We start from the raw sequence: 16,754 nt of genomic DNA, 5'->3' as shown, positions 1-16,754 counted from the left end.
TGATTCCTAACACAGATCTGCCTGTTTATCTCCTCTCATACGAGGGAGATGAGCAGGCTTTTTTAATGGAAAAAACATGGTGAAAGAGGGATGACATGACTCAAATCGGCGTGATTATGGGGAGTATTTCAGACTGGTCTACTATGGAAGAAACTTGTAAAGTATTGGATGAATTAAAACTAGACTACGAAAAAGAAATTATATCCGCACATCGTACACCTGAAGATATGTTTAAGTATGCGGAAGAAGCTCGATCTAGAGGGATTAAAGCGATCATTGCAGGTGCTGGCGGCGCTGCGCATTTGCCGGGAATGGTTGCAGCCAAAACAACCTTACCTGTTATTGGTGTTCCTGTTCAGTCAAAAGCGCTGAATGGTCTAGATTCCTTATACTCAATCGTTCAGATGCCAGGCGGTGTACCCGTAGCTACTGTGGCTATCGGAACGGCTGGGGCGAAGAATGCCGGAATTCTAGCAGCTGAAATGATTGGAGCTTTTGACGATAAAGTAGCAGAACGACTCGAAACCTATCGAAGTGAAATGACAACTAAAGTAGATGACATGCGAGGTGAGCTTCGTGACCAATAAATTCGTAAAACCAGGAGACACAATCGGTATTTTAGGCGGAGGTCAATTAGGCAGAATGATGGCGGTAGCAGCAAAACATATGGGATACCGCATTGCAGTCCTTGACCCGACAGAAGATTGCCCTTGCGCTCAAGTAGCTGACGTTCATATTCAAGCAGCTTATGATAATGTCGAAGCGGCAGAGCAATTGAGTGACGCTAGTAACGTGATCACGTACGAATTTGAAAATGTTGACTTAGAAGTAGCCCGAATTTTTGAAGAAGCCGGTAAGCTTCCTCAAGGTGCTTATCCGTTAGAAGTTACTCGTAATCGGGCAGAAGAAAAACAGATTGCTGTCGATGCAAGTCTACCGATAGCTGATTATAGTATTGTTCAAACGTTTGACCAATTAACAACAGCTCTCGAGTCTATCGGTTTTCCTGCCGTAATGAAGACGATTAGCGGAGGATATGACGGAAAAGGTCAATACAAATTTGAAACAGAAGAGGATGTTGATGGGGCACGTTCCTTCATGAAGGATAGTGAAACTTACATTGTTGAGCAGTGGCTTGCCTTCGATGTTGAAATTTCTCAAGTGTTTACGAGAAGTCAAGATGGAGAGATTTCTTATTTCCCTATTGCTGAAAACATTCATAGACAACAAATTTTGCATGAAACGAGAGTGCCAGCCACGGTTACGGAGAATGTAGTGAAAAAAGCACAGCAAGCGGTAGCCGTTCTTTCTGAAAAGATGAACATTGTTGGCACATTTGCGGTGGAAATGTTCGTCAAAGATGAACAGGTATTTATTAATGAAATGGCACCACGGCCACACAACTCTGGGCATTATACGATTGAGGCGTGTAATGTTTCCCAGTTTGAACAGCATGTACGAGCAATTTGCGGTCTGCCACTGCTTCCGGTGCATAGTTTTCCAGCAGCTGTCATGATTAATGTGCTCGGTAAACATCGAGATATTTTGCTAGATCGACTAGCTAACTATCACGGCTTGCACTTCCATGATTATGGAAAAAAAGATTCAAGAGCGATTCGCAAAATGGGACACATAACTTTTGTTGGTAACAATTTAGAAGAAATTGACGAAACGATAGCAAAAAACAATATTCATATGTGGTAATTCATGAGGAGGAAGATGGATGATTGAACGCTATACAAGACCCGAAATGGGCGCTATTTGGACAGAAGAGAACCGCTACCAAGCGTGGCTTGAGTTAGAAATTTTAGCTTGTGAAGCATGGAGTGAACTGGGTGTTATACCGAAAGATGATGTTAAGAAGTTACGCGCAGGAGCTTCGTTTAACGTTGAACGCATCCACGAGATTGAAGCAGAAACGCGTCACGATGTCGTTGCTTTTACACGAGCGGTTTCAGAATCACTCGGAGAAGAACGTAAATGGGTCCATTATGGTTTAACGTCAACAGATGTCGTTGACACGGCCCTTTCTTACCAGTTGAAACAGGCTAACCAAATCATTCGTAAAGACTTGGTCAATTTCATTGATATTCTAGCGGATAAAGCTCGCGAGCATAAGCATACAGTCATGATGGGGCGTACGCACGGTGTTCACGCTGAACCTACAACATTTGGCTTGAAACTAGCCCTCTATTATGAAGAAATGAAGCGGAACCTAGAGCGTCTTGACTTAGCGATCAAACATATTGAAGTAGGCAAGCTTTCCGGTGCTGTTGGAACGTATGCCAATATCGATCCATTTGTTGAACAGTATGTATGTGAAAAGCTCGGCTTAGAAGCAGCCCCAGTATCAACGCAAACGTTACAGCGTGACCGACACGCTCACTATGTGTCGACATTAGCGTTAATTGCTTCTTCAATAGAAAAGATCGGTGTCGAAATTCGCGGATTACAGAAAACAGAAACACGTGAAGTAGAAGAGTTTTTTGCAAAGGGTCAAAAGGGTTCTTCAGCTATGCCGCATAAACGTAATCCAATAGGATCTGAAAATATGACAGGGATGGCACGCGTACTGCGCGGGGAAATGTTAACAGCTTTCGAAAACGTGCCACTATGGCATGAACGTGATATTTCTCACTCTTCAGCCGAACGTGTGATTTTGCCGGACGCGACAATTGCTCTTAACTATATGCTCAATCGTTTTGGCAATATCGTCAAAAACTTAACCGTCTTCCCTGAACGTATGCAGGAAAATATGGAAAAAACGTATGGTTTGATCTTTTCGCAGCGAGTGTTACTAACGTTAATTGATGAAGGTTTTGTTCGTGAAGAAGCTTACGATCTCGTTCAACCAAAAGCGATGGATGCTTGGGAGCGCGGCGTACCATTCCGTGACTTGATTGAAGCTGATGACAAAATTACTTCGGTTTTATCAAAAGAACAAATTGACGCCTGCTTTGATTACAAGCACCACTTAAAACAGGTTGATCGTATTTTTGATCGTATCGGACTGTAAGAACCATTAACAAAAAATCCAATCGCGAGGTGTTTCTAATGAAGGGTTCACTTTTATATGAAGGAAAGGCGAAAAAAGTATATTGCGTAGATGACGAACCAGAGCAACTGATTTTGTCTTATAAAAACGATGCCACCGCATTTAATGGAAAGAAGAAAGACCAATTTGAAGGCAAAGGACGCCTGAACAATTTGATCACCTCAAGGATTTTTGAATATTTACAGCAACAGCAGCTGACTTCTCATTTCATAAAAGCTCTAAACGATAACGAACAGCTTGTTGCTAAGACGACGATTATTCCATTAGAAGTTGTTGTAAGAAACATTGCAGCTGGAAGTATTACGCGCCGACTTGGCATTGAAGAAAAATCATTATTCGAACCATCTCTCGTTGAACTTTTTTACAAAAAGGACGAGTTGGATGATCCGATCTTAAACGATCAGCATGCACTATATTTAACGGATATAACTGAAGATGAGTTAAAGGCAGTCAAACAAATGGCGCTAGAAATCAATGAACACCTTAAGACTTTATTTAAACAGTCTGGCTTAGATCTCGTCGATTTTAAACTAGAATTCGGACGATTAGCTGATGGCACGATAGTATTGGCTGATGAGATATCACCAGATACTTGTCGGTTGTGGGATGAGAAAACGGGCGAAAAGATGGATAAAGACGTATTTCGCGAAAGCTTAGGCGATTTAATCACAGTTTATGAAAATATTTTACAACGACTGGAGGAGAACACATGCGCAAAGTAAAGATTTATATCACTCTTAAAGAAGGCGTGCTAGACCCACAAGGGAAGGCTGTTCAAAATTCATTACACTCCCTTGAGTACAACAATGTAGCTGATGTTCGGATCGGAAAATATATGGAAGTAATGCTTGAGGACACAAGTGATATAGAACAACAGGTGGATAAGATGTGTGACCAGTTACTTGCCAACCCAGTCATTGAAGATTATTCGTACACGATCGAGGAGGTCGTTTAAGTGAAATTCGCTGTAGTTGTTTTTCCAGGTTCGAATTGTGACCGCGACATGTTCTTTGCGATTACCGAGGCTTTGGGTGAAGAAGCTGATCTTGTTTGGTATCAAGAAGCAGATCTCTCTGCTTACGATGCAATTCTTTTACCAGGTGGTTTCTCTTATGGAGATTATTTGCGATCAGGAGCTATTGCCTCAACGTCAGGTGTAATTGAACAAATTCGTGAAGCGGCTGATGCAGGGAAACCGATTCTTGGCGTATGTAACGGGTTCCAAGTATTACTTGAAATGGGATTGTTAGCAGGAGCTATGCTGCCAAACAAGCATTTAAAATTCATGTGTCACTATGAGACATTAACCGTTAAAAATGCAAGAACGATGTTTACTCATCATTATGAAGATCAAGAAGAAATCGATATTCCGATCGCTCATGGGGATGGAAATTACTATTGTGATGAGTCCACTTACCAAGAGTTACAAGATAATGATCAAATCGCATTTACGTATAAAAATAATCCTAATGGATCGGTAGCTGATATCGCAGGGATAACAAACGTGCAAGGAAATGTGCTTGGCATGATGCCCCATCCGGAACGTGCCGTTGATTCACTAGTTGGAACAAAGGACGGCCTTCGTCTATTTCAGTCAATTCTTACACATTGGAGGGATAAGCATGCCATCAAAGCTTGAGATCAGTCCTGAACAAATCGAACAACAGCAACTTTACAAAGAGATGGGGCTTAGTGACGACGAATTTCGCTCGATTACAGACATCCTAGGTCGTCTTCCGAATTACACAGAAATCGGACTTTTTTCGGTGATGTGGTCCGAACACTGCAGCTATAAAAATTCTAAACCACTGTTAAGAAAGTTTCCGACTGAAGGCCCGCAAGTCCTTCAAGGACCTGGAGAGGGTGCTGGAATTATTGATATTGGTGATGAGCAGGCGGTTGTTTTTAAAGTAGAAAGTCACAACCACCCTTCAGCTGTCGAGCCCTACCAAGGGGCAGCAACAGGTGTCGGTGGGATCCTTCGTGATGTATTCTCGATGGGAGCGCGTCCTGTAGCCTTGTTGAATTCCTTAAGATTTGGCTCACTAAAACAGCCGCGTGTAAAGTTTTTATTTGAAGAAGTTGTTCATGGCATTGCTGGGTACGGTAACTGTGTCGGTGTTCCTACAGTTGGCGGTGAGGTTCAGTTTGATAATGCGTATAATGGCAATCCACTTGTCAACGCCATGTGTGTTGGTTTAATTGATCATAAGGACATTCAAAAGGGGATCGCAGCCGGTATCGGTAACACGGTTATGTATGTAGGAGCAAAAACAGGCCGTGACGGAATTCATGGCGCAACTTTTGCTTCAGAAGAACTATCCGAGGAATCAGAGGAAAAGCGACCATCCGTACAAGTCGGTGACCCTTTTATGGAAAAATTACTCATAGAAGCTTGTTTAGAAGTGATTCACCATGATGCACTTGTTGGTATTCAAGATATGGGAGCGGCAGGGCTAACGTCTTCAGCTAGTGAAATGGCCAGTAAAGCGGGAACAGGGATGCTCATGAATATGAACTTAGTTCCTCAGCGTGAATTGGATATGACAGCGTATGAAATGATGTTATCGGAATCTCAAGAACGTATGCTTCTCGTCGTTGAAAAGGGTCGTGAAGATGAAATTGCTGATGTTTTCCGTAAGTACGATCTAGAGGCTGTGTCGGTAGGAGAGGTTACCGATGATCAGCGCTTTCGTCTAGAACACCATGGAGACATCGTAGCAGACGTCCCTGTTGATTCCTTAGCAGAAGATGCGCCTGTTTATCACCAGCCATCTGCTGTGCCTGAGTATTATAAAGAATATCAAACGATGGATAATTATGTTCCTATGATCACGGATTACAATAAAACATTGAAAGACCTGCTTCAACAGCCAACGATCGCAAGTAAGGAATGGGTTTACGATCAATATGATTCGATGGTGCAGACAAATACTGTCCTAACACCAGGATCAGATGCAGCGGTAGTTCGTGTGCGAGGAACGGACAAAGCGTTAGCAATGACGACAGATTGTAACTCTCGCTATATTTACCTAGATCCAGAGGTAGGCGGGAAAATTGCTGTAGCAGAAGCTGCTCGTAACATTGTGTGCTCAGGCGGACGCCCTCTTGGAATTACCGACGGCTTGAACTTCGGTTCTCCAGAAAATCCAGAAATCTTTTGGCAAATGGAGAAAAGCGTCGATGGAATGAGTGAAGCGTGCCGAGAATTATCAGCACCGGTCATTAGTGGGAATGTTTCCTTATACAACGAATCGTTTGGTGGCCAAGCCATTTATCCCACTCCCGTTGTAGGGATGGTCGGTCTTATTGAAAAAACGGAACAAATTACTGAATCACACATGAAACAAGCTGACGATCTTATTTACGTTATTGGAAAAACAGAGGCTGAATTTGGTGGAAGTGAACTACAAGGGATGATCGAAGACCGTCATTTTGGAAAAGCACCAGCGATCGATCTACAAGTTGAAGCGACCCGTCAAAACCAATTATTATCAGCCATTCAGCAAGGTTTAATAGAATCAGCGCACGATCTAGCCGAAGGTGGACTTGCTGTGGCTTTAGCAGAAAGTCTTTTCACTCATGAACTTGGTTGTGAAGTAACCGTAGAAGGTGAACTTACAGCGGCTTTATTCTCAGAAACTCAGTCCCGCTTTTTGGTAACCGTTTCTCCAGAAAACAAGCAAACGTTTGAACAACAGATAGAAGACGCAACACTTCTCGGTAAAGTAACGACGGACGGCTTGTATCGTATCCAGTCTCAAGGAGAACCCGTCTTGGAAGAGCGAACAAACACTCTGAAGCAACTCTGGAAAGGAGCTATTCCATGCCTGGTGAAATCAAAGGACTAAACGAAGAATGTGGCATTTTTGGCGTATTTGGACACCCGGATTCAGCACAACTCACGTATTACGGTTTACACGCTCTGCAACATCGTGGTCAAGAAGGAGCGGGAATTGTTACGAGTGACGGAGATCATATGAAAGTATCTAAAGGTCACGGCTTGATTTCTGAAGTTTTCCCACAAGATCGTTTGGATAGTTTAGAAGGTCATTCATCTGTCGGTCATGTACGGTACGCAACATCAGGGGACCGCAGTTATGAAAATATTCAACCACTTATGTTTCGTTCGCAAACCGGTGGACTGGCCGTCGCCCATAACGGTAATCTTGTAAATGCCCATGCCTTAAAAGGGCAACTCGAAGCACAAGGTTCTATCCTACAAACAACTTCGGATACGGAAGTGGTAGCTCATTTAATTAAACGTGCCGGCCATTTGCCAATGGATGAAGCGATCAGTCAAGGTCTATCCATGATCAAAGGCGCTTATGCCTTTTTAATGATGACTGAAAACAAGATGTATGTCGCAAACGACCCGCGTGGTCTTCGTCCGATCAGCATTGGCTATTTAGGTGATGCTTGGTGCGTTTCATCAGAAACATGTGCCTTTGATGTGATCGGGGCTACCTATGAGCGCGATGTTATGCCCGGAGAACTTTTGATTATTGACGAAAACGGCATCGAGTCCAAGCGTTTTTCAGCACCTATCCAGCGGACGCTTTGTTCTATGGAATATGTTTACTTTTCTCGCCCTGACAGCGACTTAGATGGTAAGAACGTCCACGCTGCCAGAAAGCGCATGGGTAAATCGTTACATGCTGAATCTCCAGCTGAAGCAGATGTTGTAACTGGTGTTCCAGATTCAAGCATATCAGCAGCTATCGGCTATGCTGAAGCTTCTGGAATCCCTTATGAACTCGGATTGATCAAAAACCGGTATGTTGGTAGAACGTTTATTCAACCTTCTCAAGAATTGCGTGAACAAGGAGTTAAAATGAAATTATCAGCCGTCCGCGGAATCGTCGAAGGTAAGCGAGTTGTCATGGTCGATGATTCTATAGTGCGGGGAACAACGAGTCGACGCATCGTTAAACTATTGAAAGAAGCGGGAGCGACAGAGGTGCACGTTCGTATTGCCTCACCTCCAATCAAAAACCCTTGCTATTATGGTATCGACACATCTACAAGCGGTGAATTAATTGCAGCCAATAATACTCTTGAAGAAATGAGAGAACAAATAGGGGCGGATACGATCTCCTTTTTATCAGTCGAAGGGTTAAACGATGCAATCTATCAAGGGCAAGAATCCTTAAACCACGGTGGTTGTACCGCCTGCTTTACTGGGAACTATCCGACCGAAATCTACCCAAATACCGTCCTGCCTTATGAAAAGGCGTAAGCAAAAGGAGGAGCAACGATGAGTCAATCCTATAAAGAATCAGGTGTTGATGTTGAAGCAGGTTACCAAGCCGTTGATTTAATGAAAAAGCACGTCTCCCGTACGATGCGCCCGGAAGTGATTGGTGGGCTCGGATCTTTTGCTGGACTATTTGATATTAGTTCTATGACCTACAACCACCCTGTTCTCGTTACGGGAACAGACGGTGTAGGTACCAAGTTGAAACTTGCTTTTGAAATGGACAAGCACGACACAATTGGTATTGATGTTGTTGCGATGTGTGTGAACGACATTGTCGCACAAGGGGCAGATCCTCTGCTTTTTCTCGATTATATTGCTTGCGGAAAAAATGAACCTGCGAAAATTGAACAAATTGTCAAAGGAATTGCCGATGGCTGTGAACAATCTAGCTGCGCCCTCGTCGGGGGAGAAACAGCAGAAATGCCTGGTATGTATAATCCGGAAGAATACGATCTAGCCGGCTTTGTCGTTGGAATGGCTGATAAAGACAAGCTAATTACAGGTGAACACATTCAGTCTGGTGATGCTCTTATCGGGCTTTCCTCAAGCGGTGTTCACTCAAATGGATTTTCACTTGTGCGTCGGATTGTCGAAGAACAAAACCTTGATCTTCAGACAACCTATCACCCATTCACGAAACCATTAGGCGAAGAATTATTAACACCAACGAAAATTTACGTTCAAGCCTTGCAATCTTTAAAACAAAACGTACAACTCAAAGGACTTGCCCATGTTACAGGTGGAGGATTTTATGAAAATATCCCACGTGCACTTCCTGAAGGATTAGGTGCTCAACTTAATCATGACAGCTGGAAAGTTCCTGCGATCTTCGAATTTCTACAAAACAAAGGAAACTTGACATTTGAAGACATGCTCGGCGTATTCAATATGGGGATAGGCATGGTCGCGGTCGTAGCTGAAGAAGAAATCAACACGACCATTCAAACACTTAACGATCAAGGAGAAGAAGCTAAGCTGATCGGTTACGTAACAACCCAAGAAGGAATTCACTGGTCATGACCAACAAAATAGCCGTGTTCGCTTCAGGCACAGGTTCCAACTTCGATGCTATTATGAATGCCATCGATGAAGGAACCCTGGATGCCGAAGTAAGTCTTCTCGCCTCCGACCGAATCAATGCCGCCGTCATCGAGAAAGCCCAACAACGTAACGTCGACACCGTCGTTCTTAACCCAAAATCATTCACAGACAAAGCTGCATTCGAAACCGCCCTGCTTGCAGACTGTCAATCAAGAAACGTCGAATGGATCATCCTAGCAGGCTACATGCGCCTAATCGGTCCAACTGTACTAAACGCTTACCCAAAACGTATCATAAACATACACCCATCGCTCCTACCCGCATTCCAAGGCAAAGACGCGATCGGACAAGCCTTAGATAAAAAGGTGAAAGTAACGGGCGTCACCGTCCACTTCGTCGATAACGGAATGGACACCGGCCCCATTATCGCTCAAGAAGCGCTATCAATAACAGAAGACGATACGAAGGATGAGGTCCGACGCAAAATACAAGCCGTTGAGCACCAACTTTATCCTCGTGTAATTCAAACTTTACTCACCAAGGAGAATGCTAAATGAAACGAGCACTACTTAGCGTATCAAACAAACAAGGACTGAGTGATTTTGCTAAAGGTCTAGTTGACCTTGGCTATGAATTAATCTCAACTGGGGGGACAAAACGCGCGATCGAAGAAGCAGGTCTGCCTGTTCTTTCTATATCAGAGGTCACCGAATTCCCTGAAATTATGGATGGAAGAGTAAAGACGTTACATCCCTCTGTCCACGGAGGATTACTAGCCAAGCGCAGCAGTGACGAGCATATGCGCCAACTTGATGAATTAAATATCGAAACAATCGATTTAGTAGCCGTTAATCTTTACCCTTTTAAAGAAACGATTGCTAAACCAGACGTTACAGAAGCAGACGCCATCGAAAACGTGGATATCGGCGGACCAACTATGCTTCGTTCGGCAGCGAAAAGCTTTGAAGATGTCGCGGTTGTCGTAGATCCTGCCGACTATTCTGAAGTGATGAACAGTCTACAAGCAGGAGAGCTTTCTTTTGAAGCACGCAAAAAACTGGCTGCAAAGGTCTTCCGTCATACAGCCAATTATGACGCCATGATTGCTGAGTACTTTTCCGAGCTAACGGAAGAGGCTTACCCTGAGTCCTATACCGTGACTTATGAAAAAGTTCAATCCTTACGATATGGCGAGAACCCTCACCAAACGGCTTCCTTTTATAAAAAGGCGAACTACCAAGGCGCCTCTCTTGCAAACGCACAGCAACTTAACGGGAAAGAACTTTCTTATAACAATATCCAGGACGCCAATGCCGCGCTAGATGTTGTTTTAGAATTTACAGGACCTGCTGCAGTTGCCGTAAAGCATATGAATCCATGTGGAGTAGGAACAGGCGAAAACTTATTCGAAGCCTACGGGAAAGCTTACGCAGGCGATCCTATCTCCATTTTTGGCGGAATTGTTGCACTTAACCGAGAAGTAGATGGAGAAACTGCTGCTAAGTTAAAAGAAATTTTCCTGGAAATCGTAATTGCTCCATCATTCAGCCAGGAAGCGTTAGATATCCTAACGACGAAGAAGAATCTTAGATTATTACAAGTAGATATGAAGAAACCAGAAACACAAACCCACAAATTGACTTCTGTAAGTGGTGGATTGCTCGTGCAAGATACTGATGAAGGCTCTCTTGAGGACGTGGAACTTGAAATAGCTACGGAGCGCCAACCTTCTGAACAAGAACTGAAAGATTTACAGCTAGGTTGGAAAGTCGTTAAGCACGTGAAGTCGAATGCAATCGTCATTGCGAAATCCGATCATACGCTAGGGATTGGTGCTGGCCAAATGAATCGTGTCGGAGCAGCAAAAATTTCTTTAGAGCAAGCTGGTGAAAAAGCAAAAGGTAGCATCATGGCTTCCGATGCCTTTTTCCCAATGCCAGATACTGTAGAAACAGCAGCAGAAGCTGGTGTTACAGCGATCATTCAACCAGGTGGTTCAAAACGTGACCAGGATTCGATTGATGCTTGTAACAAATACGGAATTGCTATGGTCTTTACAAAAATGCGTCATTTCAAACACTAAGCAGAGGAGGCGGCGTAATATGAAGGTTTTAATTATTGGACGCGGCGGACGCGAACACAGTCTTGTAAGGAAATTTGCAGAAAGCCCGCAAGTCACTCAGCTGTATGCTGCTCCCGGCAATGCAGGAATGAAACAACAAGCCGAATGCCTAGCCATCTCAGAAACCGATCATGAAGGGCTCGTAGCCTTTGCCAAAGAAAATGAAATTGATTTAACCTTTGTCGGACCGGAAAATCCACTGTTAGAGGGTCTTGTCGATCAATTCCAAGCAGCTGAACTCACCGTGTTTGGCCCGTCAAAAGCAGCTGCGCTTATCGAAGGCAGCAAGCATTTTGCCAAACAAATCATGGATAAATACAGCATTCCAACCGCGGATTATCAAGCATTTACTGCGGCTGATAAAGCAGAGGCTTATATCCGCAAAAAAGGGGCACCGATCGTTATAAAAGCAGATGGACTTGCCGCGGGAAAAGGCGTAGTTGTTGCTGAAACTGTAGACCAAGCCGTGGATGCAGTTGAGGACATGCTATTGGATAAACAGTTTGGTGACGCTAGCACCGAAATCGTTGTCGAAGAATTTTTACAAGGGGAAGAATTTTCACTAATGGCCTTTGTTCATGGCGAAAACGTTTATCCGATGGTCACTGCTAAGGATCACAAGCGTGCATTCGAAGGTGATCAAGGACCAAACACCGGTGGTATGGGAGCCTTTGCTCCAGCTCAGCAATTACCTGAAGCATCCTATGATTATGCAGTAGAAGCTATTTTGAAAAAAACTGCTTCCGCTTTAGTAACAGAAGGACGCACATTCACAGGTATTCTGTATGCAGGTCTCATTCAAACAGATGCAGGGCCAAAGGTGATCGAATTTAATGCAAGATTTGGCGACCCGGAAACGCAAGTAGTTTTGCCGCTTTTAGAAAATGATCTCGACCAGGTTCTACTAGATGTGCTAACTGATAAAGACCCTCAGCTGAAGTGGTCTAATCAATCTTGTGCGGGCGTAGTCGTAGCTTCACAAGGATACCCAGGTAGTTATCAAAAAGAGGTCCCTTTACCAAATTGGGCTGAAGACGGAGAAGTATTCGCCGTCCATGCGGGTACGAAAGAAATGAATGGGCGCTACGTGTCAGATGGTGGACGCGTGTTGTTATTCGGTGCAAAAGCAGAACAATTATCGACAGCTTTACAAAAGGTGAATGATGCATTAGGAGTTTTTGATAGTAACAATGACTTCTTTTATCGCCGAGACATCGGTCGGTCAAGTATCGTTTCGTCGAATCAAGACGTAGATTAAAGCAGCTACTGTACCAATAATTAGCGAAATAACAAACCCTACGTCAGTTAAGTATTCTAAGAAATCCATGATAGTCAACATCCTTTACTAAGGGCGGTTCTTCCGCTCTTTTTTATTTTGTGTTCGGAAAATCCTCAGCGAAGAAGGCCAATGCACACGGCGCCAACCACTTACTTCCACTTTTCTACTCCCCTGTGTTACGATAGAAAAAAATGAATCGGGGAGGCAAGCTCCATGAATGAACAACGATTTCGCTGGCGTAACCGTCAACTACGAGAACATACAGCAGTTGTAGATGGTAGGCTGGCACCAACGAAACTGATTAAAAACACTACCTACCTAAATGTTTACTTAAAACAATGGATACAAGGCCATATATGGATTTATAATGATCGCATTATTTATTCTGGATCTGAGCTTCCGCCACTTGTAGAAGGGACAGAAGTTATTGATGCTAGCGATAGTTACATAGTTCCGGGATATATTGAGCCTCACGCTCATCCATTTCAGTTATATAATCCCCGTAGTCTGGCTGAATATGCAGCCCAGACTGGTACGACTACTCTTATTAATGATAATTTGATGTGGTTGTTTTTAACCGATCAGGAGAAAGCCTTTTCATTATTAGAAGATTTTATGGAAGTTTCTGCTTCGATGTATTGGTGGGCAAGATTTGATTCTCAGTCTGCTCTTCCAGAAGAAGAACAGGAAGAATTTGAAAATCAAGTTTTACCTTGGCTGCATCATGATGCTGTCATACAGGGTGGCGAAATAACAGCGTGGCCTGATGTCCTTTATGGCGGTGATGATCAAATGCTTCACTGGATGCAAGAAACGAAGCGTTCCAGAAAGCCACTTGAAGGTCACTTACCAGGAGCCTCTTGGAAAACACTTGTTAAAATGAAGCTCCTTGGATTGGATTCTGAACATGAGTCAATGACGGCAGATGAAGTGATTGAACGCTTATCCCACGGTTATCAGACGGGATTACGTTATTCTTCCATCAGACCTGATTTACCCGACATACTTAAAGGCTTGTTAGAAAAAAATCATAAACAATATGACCGAATGATGTTTACTACAGACGGGTCGACGCCTGGATTTTATCGTGAAGGATTGATCAATCCATGTATAAAAATCGCCCTTGAAGCTGGAATTGAGGACATAGATGCTTATATGATGGGATCCTATCAGGCAGCACGCCACTTTGGTATTGAAGATCGGGTGGGAAGTTTGGCTGCTGGTCGTTTAGCTCATCTGAACTTTTTATCAGATCCAAGTGATCCAAATCCCCATTCCGTTTTAGCAAAAGGAGAATGGAAAAAAAGAGATCATCAACCTGTTTCGCCAACAACGGATATTGACTGGAAGAAACGTGGATTGGAGTCGCTCTCTTTAGAGTGGGATTTGACGGAAGATGATTTGCAATTTTCCATGCCTGTTGGAATGAATATGGTTAATGAAGTTATTATGAAACCTTATGCCATTAACCTTGATGCTTCTGTTGAACGATTACCTGATAAAAACAATGAAGCTTTTTTAACTTTGATTGATCGAGATGGGAAATGGACGGTTAATACGCTGCTTAAAGGCTTTACTGATTCATTAGGCGGACTTGTAAGTTCTTATTCAAATACTGCGGATATCATCTTATTAGGGAAATCCCGTTCAGATATGAAGTTAGCTTTTAAAAGAATGAAGGAAATTGGTGGAGGTATTGTCCTAGCTAATCAAGGTGAAATTGTTTTCGAACTACCGCTTTCGCTTGGCGGAATGATGGCTGATATGCCTATGGCTGAATTAATGGAAGAAGAAGTTGAACTTAAGGAGCAATTAAAGTCTTTCGGTTATGCCTTTGACGATCCAGTCTATACATTACTCTTTCTATCCTCCATGCATTTACCATTTATCCGAATCACACCACTAGGTATAATGGATGTGAAAAAGGATGAAATTCTCTATCCGGCGATTATGCGTTAAGATAGAAAAAGAAGAACGAAGGAGCCGTAGGAATGAGAAAACTCTTAGGAATAATGTTATTGACGATCTTTTTTATTTTAGCAGCATGTAATAATAGTCCAGAAAGTAACGAATCAGAAGCATCTAATGATGGTAATAATGATGATAATAAGCCCAAGGAAGATCAAACTGAAAAAAGTTATGAGAGCGTTTTCCCTTTAACAGGGGAACCAACAAATAAACAAGTGGATCAACGCGTACTTTCCGTACAGGTGAATAATCATACACAAGCCCGTCCTCAGTCAGGACTTAGCCAGGCAGATGTAGTCTATGAAGTTTTAGCTGAAGGCCAAATCACACGTTTTTTAGCCTTGTTTCACAGTGAAATACCAGACACCATTGGTCCAGTTCGCAGTGCCCGGCCTTACTTTTTTGAAATAGCAGATGGGTTTGATGCCTTATACACGTATCATGGAGCCGCCCAGTTTATAAATGATCAAGTAAAGTCCAGTGGTATTGATTTTGCTGACGGGGCAATCTATGACAATGATGGAGTGCTCTTCGAACGGACAACCGACCGTGTTGCTCCTCATAACTCTTACTTATTAACATCAGGCATTGATCAGCTTATTGAAAGAAAAGGTTACGAGACTGAAAAGGCAATAGATACTCTACCATTCAGTGAAGAGTCAGATCTTGAAGGCGAATCAACTGATCACGTGACAGTTACTTATAGTGAAAATGAAAAAGTGACGTATGATTATGATTCAGAAAGTGAACAATACTTACGCTCAAGTGACGGTGAACCAACTATTGATCGGGAAAATGATGAGCGAATTGCTCTGAAGAATGTACTGATTATTAAGACTAAACACGCAGTTGTGGATGATGCAGGTCGGCGTGAAATAAACTTAACATCTGGCGGAGAAGGCTATTTATTGCAAAAAGGGCAACTAATTGATGTACAATGGAAGAATAAAGACGGGCGAATTTTGCCGTATAAAAATGACAAAGCAGTAAATTTCGTACCTGGTCAAACATGGATGAATATTATCCCGAACAATCAAGGTAACGTATCAACGGAGTAATAGGGAGGGGAAGTAAGTGCAAATTGATAAACTACGAGGGAAAACTCTCGATCAACTTTTCGAAGCGATTTTATCATTAAAAGATGTTGAAGAATGTTATGAGTTTTTTGATGATTTAGCGACAATGAATGAGGTGCAATCACTCGCACAGCGTTTAGAAGTAGCGCGAATGCTGCGTGAAGGCTTTACCTATCATAAAATTGAAACAGAAACAGGTGCGTCAACTGCAACAATATCTCGAGTGAAACGTTGCTTGAGTTATGGTAATGATGCTTATACGCTTGCTTTGGATCGCGTGCAAGAGAAGAGAACTGAATAGTTAGTGTGAATCCGTCCTTGTTATGATAATGGGTTCTCTTGTGAGGTGCATTGCTAAATACAGTTAACAAGGCTTAGAGAAATTTTATCTCTAAGCCTTGTTTTTATGTGATTCCTTGTTCAACTAATGCCCCCAATAGTGGAATTAAAGTGGTGGTTCCGTTGCTTTTTACCTGAGAATGGGGGATGGGAAACCACTCGCTTTCCGCGGGGAAGACGGCAAGCCCTCCTCGAGCTAAAGCGAGGCCACTGAAAAAGTCCGGTAAATTTTAAGAAAAGCAAATCCCTAAAAATTCTATCCCCATTTTCAGTTTATAAATTAGGGGTGAATTGGACTTAATCCTCCACTTTGACAGGAAAAAAACAATGTGATTTTGGGTGAATAGTTCGGTTTTGGAGTACAAAAACATAATTAGAGGGAAAATAGCAACAGAATTATCGAACCAATTAACATACTAAATAACATGACAATTGGTAAAGAAAAACGCTTGGACATTTTAATATCCAAGCGTTTTTCTTTATATTTTCTTCTTCAACTAAAGCATACTTTACTTGAAGACTCAGCTTCGAGAGATGTTGTTTCCGTTAAGGTTGAAAGCGTTTGGAGGTCCGGGAAATCACTCGCTTTCCATGGGCATGTGGCGAGCTTCCTC

At 42.8% G+C, this 16,754-nt stretch carries 17 protein-coding genes; 16 read left to right on the top strand and 1 reads right to left on the bottom strand.

Annotated features, from left to right (window positions below; translation table 11 throughout):
- Window positions 1-95 precede the first annotated feature (95 nt).
- From purE to purD, 12 genes are read left to right on the top strand one after another with little or no spacing between them, the layout of a single operon-like run.
- Window positions 96-587 (top strand): 5-(carboxyamino)imidazole ribonucleotide mutase, encoded by a 492-nt coding sequence (gene purE, locus ACFQIC_RS15785; RefSeq protein ID WP_204711768.1) that lies wholly within the window; start codon window positions 96-98, stop codon window positions 585-587.
- Window positions 577-1,704, top strand: coding sequence for a 5-(carboxyamino)imidazole ribonucleotide synthase (gene purK / locus ACFQIC_RS15780; RefSeq protein ID WP_390217391.1), 1,128 nt, complete (start codon window positions 577-579; stop codon window positions 1,702-1,704). The genes purE and purK overlap by 11 nt, the downstream gene beginning before the upstream one ends.
- Window positions 1,705-1,723: 19 nt before the next feature.
- Window positions 1,724-3,016, top strand: a complete 1,293-nt coding sequence (gene purB / locus ACFQIC_RS15775; protein ID WP_204711764.1) for an adenylosuccinate lyase — start codon at window positions 1,724-1,726, stop codon at window positions 3,014-3,016.
- 38 nt (window positions 3,017-3,054) lie between these two features.
- Window positions 3,055-3,777, top strand: a complete 723-nt coding sequence (purC, locus tag ACFQIC_RS15770; protein WP_204711762.1) for a phosphoribosylaminoimidazolesuccinocarboxamide synthase — start codon at window positions 3,055-3,057, stop codon at window positions 3,775-3,777.
- The gene (gene purS / locus ACFQIC_RS15765) at window positions 3,765-4,010 is read left to right on the top strand and encodes a phosphoribosylformylglycinamidine synthase subunit PurS (protein ID WP_204711760.1); all 246 of its coding nucleotides are present in this window, start codon (window positions 3,765-3,767) and stop codon (window positions 4,008-4,010) included. The genes purC and purS overlap by 13 nt, the downstream gene beginning before the upstream one ends.
- The gene (purQ, locus tag ACFQIC_RS15760) at window positions 4,011-4,694 is read left to right on the top strand and encodes a phosphoribosylformylglycinamidine synthase subunit PurQ (RefSeq protein ID WP_204711758.1); all 684 of its coding nucleotides are present in this window, start codon (window positions 4,011-4,013) and stop codon (window positions 4,692-4,694) included.
- Window positions 4,678-6,906: a phosphoribosylformylglycinamidine synthase subunit PurL gene (gene purL / locus ACFQIC_RS15755; protein ID WP_204711756.1), complete on the top strand. Its 2,229-nt coding sequence runs from the start codon at window positions 4,678-4,680 to the stop codon at window positions 6,904-6,906. The genes purQ and purL overlap by 17 nt, the downstream gene beginning before the upstream one ends.
- A complete protein-coding gene (purF, locus tag ACFQIC_RS15750; protein WP_204711753.1) occupies window positions 6,882-8,294 on the top strand; it encodes an amidophosphoribosyltransferase in 1,413 nt (470 codons plus the stop codon). Before purL ends, purF begins: the two co-directional genes overlap by 25 nt.
- A gap of 18 nt (window positions 8,295-8,312) precedes the next feature.
- Entirely contained in the window at window positions 8,313-9,335 is a 1,023-nt protein-coding gene (gene purM, locus ACFQIC_RS15745; RefSeq protein ID WP_204711751.1) for a phosphoribosylformylglycinamidine cyclo-ligase, read from the top strand.
- Window positions 9,332-9,913: a phosphoribosylglycinamide formyltransferase gene (gene purN / locus ACFQIC_RS15740; protein WP_204711749.1), complete on the top strand. Its 582-nt coding sequence runs from the start codon at window positions 9,332-9,334 to the stop codon at window positions 9,911-9,913. The genes purM and purN overlap by 4 nt, the downstream gene beginning before the upstream one ends.
- Complete coding sequence (gene purH / locus ACFQIC_RS15735) at window positions 9,910-11,439, top strand: bifunctional phosphoribosylaminoimidazolecarboxamide formyltransferase/IMP cyclohydrolase (protein WP_204711747.1); 1,530 nt, start codon at window positions 9,910-9,912, stop codon at window positions 11,437-11,439. The genes purN and purH overlap by 4 nt, the downstream gene beginning before the upstream one ends.
- Window positions 11,440-11,458: 19 nt before the next feature.
- Window positions 11,459-12,736 (top strand): phosphoribosylamine--glycine ligase, encoded by a 1,278-nt coding sequence (gene purD / locus ACFQIC_RS15730; RefSeq protein WP_204711745.1) that lies wholly within the window; start codon window positions 11,459-11,461, stop codon window positions 12,734-12,736.
- Here the strand turns inward: purD and ACFQIC_RS15725 are convergent.
- Entirely contained in the window at window positions 12,701-12,805 is a 105-nt protein-coding gene (locus ACFQIC_RS15725) for an EYxxD motif small membrane protein (RefSeq protein WP_390217387.1), read from the bottom strand. The genes purD and ACFQIC_RS15725 overlap by 36 nt on opposite strands.
- A gap of 165 nt (window positions 12,806-12,970) precedes the next feature.
- On the opposite strand from ACFQIC_RS15725, the gene ACFQIC_RS15720 reads away from it, so the two are divergent.
- The 4 genes from ACFQIC_RS15720 to ACFQIC_RS15705 form a co-directional block, all read left to right on the top strand.
- Entirely contained in the window at window positions 12,971-14,716 is a 1,746-nt protein-coding gene (locus tag ACFQIC_RS15720; protein WP_204711743.1) for an adenine deaminase C-terminal domain-containing protein, read from the top strand.
- Window positions 14,717-14,748: 32 nt separating this feature from the next.
- The gene (locus tag ACFQIC_RS15715; protein ID WP_204711741.1) at window positions 14,749-15,783 is read left to right on the top strand and encodes a DUF3048 domain-containing protein; all 1,035 of its coding nucleotides are present in this window, start codon (window positions 14,749-14,751) and stop codon (window positions 15,781-15,783) included.
- Window positions 15,784-15,799: 16 nt separating this feature from the next.
- Entirely contained in the window at window positions 15,800-16,102 is a 303-nt protein-coding gene (locus ACFQIC_RS15710; RefSeq protein ID WP_204711739.1) for a YerC/YecD family TrpR-related protein, read from the top strand.
- Between the two features lie 463 nt (window positions 16,103-16,565).
- The coding region (locus ACFQIC_RS15705; RefSeq protein WP_390217385.1) for a hypothetical protein at window positions 16,566-16,754 on the top strand (189 nt) is incomplete at its 3' end.

Source organism: Halobacillus seohaensis, assembly GCF_042663045.1.
GTDB lineage: Bacteria > Bacillota > Bacilli > Bacillales > Halobacillaceae > Halobacillus_A > Halobacillus_A seohaensis.
Note: the sequence above shows the minus strand (reverse complement) of the source record. Positions and strands in the feature narration are given on the sequence as shown.

Coding starts and splice junctions, on each gene's coding strand:
- purE (WP_204711768.1), top strand. CDS start 96: ATGACTCAAATCGGCGTGATTATGGGGAGTATTTCAGACTGGTCTACT.
- purB (WP_204711764.1), top strand. CDS start 1,724: ATGATTGAACGCTATACAAGACCCGAAATGGGCGCTATTTGGACAGAA.
- purC (WP_204711762.1), top strand. CDS start 3,055: ATGAAGGGTTCACTTTTATATGAAGGAAAGGCGAAAAAAGTATATTGC.
- purS (WP_204711760.1), top strand. CDS start 3,765: ATGCGCAAAGTAAAGATTTATATCACTCTTAAAGAAGGCGTGCTAGAC.
- purL (WP_204711756.1), top strand. CDS start 4,678: ATGCCATCAAAGCTTGAGATCAGTCCTGAACAAATCGAACAACAGCAA.
- purF (WP_204711753.1), top strand. CDS start 6,882: ATGCCTGGTGAAATCAAAGGACTAAACGAAGAATGTGGCATTTTTGGC.
- purM (WP_204711751.1), top strand. CDS start 8,313: ATGAGTCAATCCTATAAAGAATCAGGTGTTGATGTTGAAGCAGGTTAC.
- purN (WP_204711749.1), top strand. CDS start 9,332: ATGACCAACAAAATAGCCGTGTTCGCTTCAGGCACAGGTTCCAACTTC.
- purH (WP_204711747.1), top strand. CDS start 9,910: ATGAAACGAGCACTACTTAGCGTATCAAACAAACAAGGACTGAGTGAT.
- purD (WP_204711745.1), top strand. CDS start 11,459: ATGAAGGTTTTAATTATTGGACGCGGCGGACGCGAACACAGTCTTGTA.
- ACFQIC_RS15725 (WP_390217387.1), bottom strand. CDS start 12,805: ATGGATTTCTTAGAATACTTAACTGACGTAGGGTTTGTTATTTCGCTA.
- ACFQIC_RS15720 (WP_204711743.1), top strand. CDS start 12,971: ATGAATGAACAACGATTTCGCTGGCGTAACCGTCAACTACGAGAACAT.
- ACFQIC_RS15715 (WP_204711741.1), top strand. CDS start 14,749: ATGAGAAAACTCTTAGGAATAATGTTATTGACGATCTTTTTTATTTTA.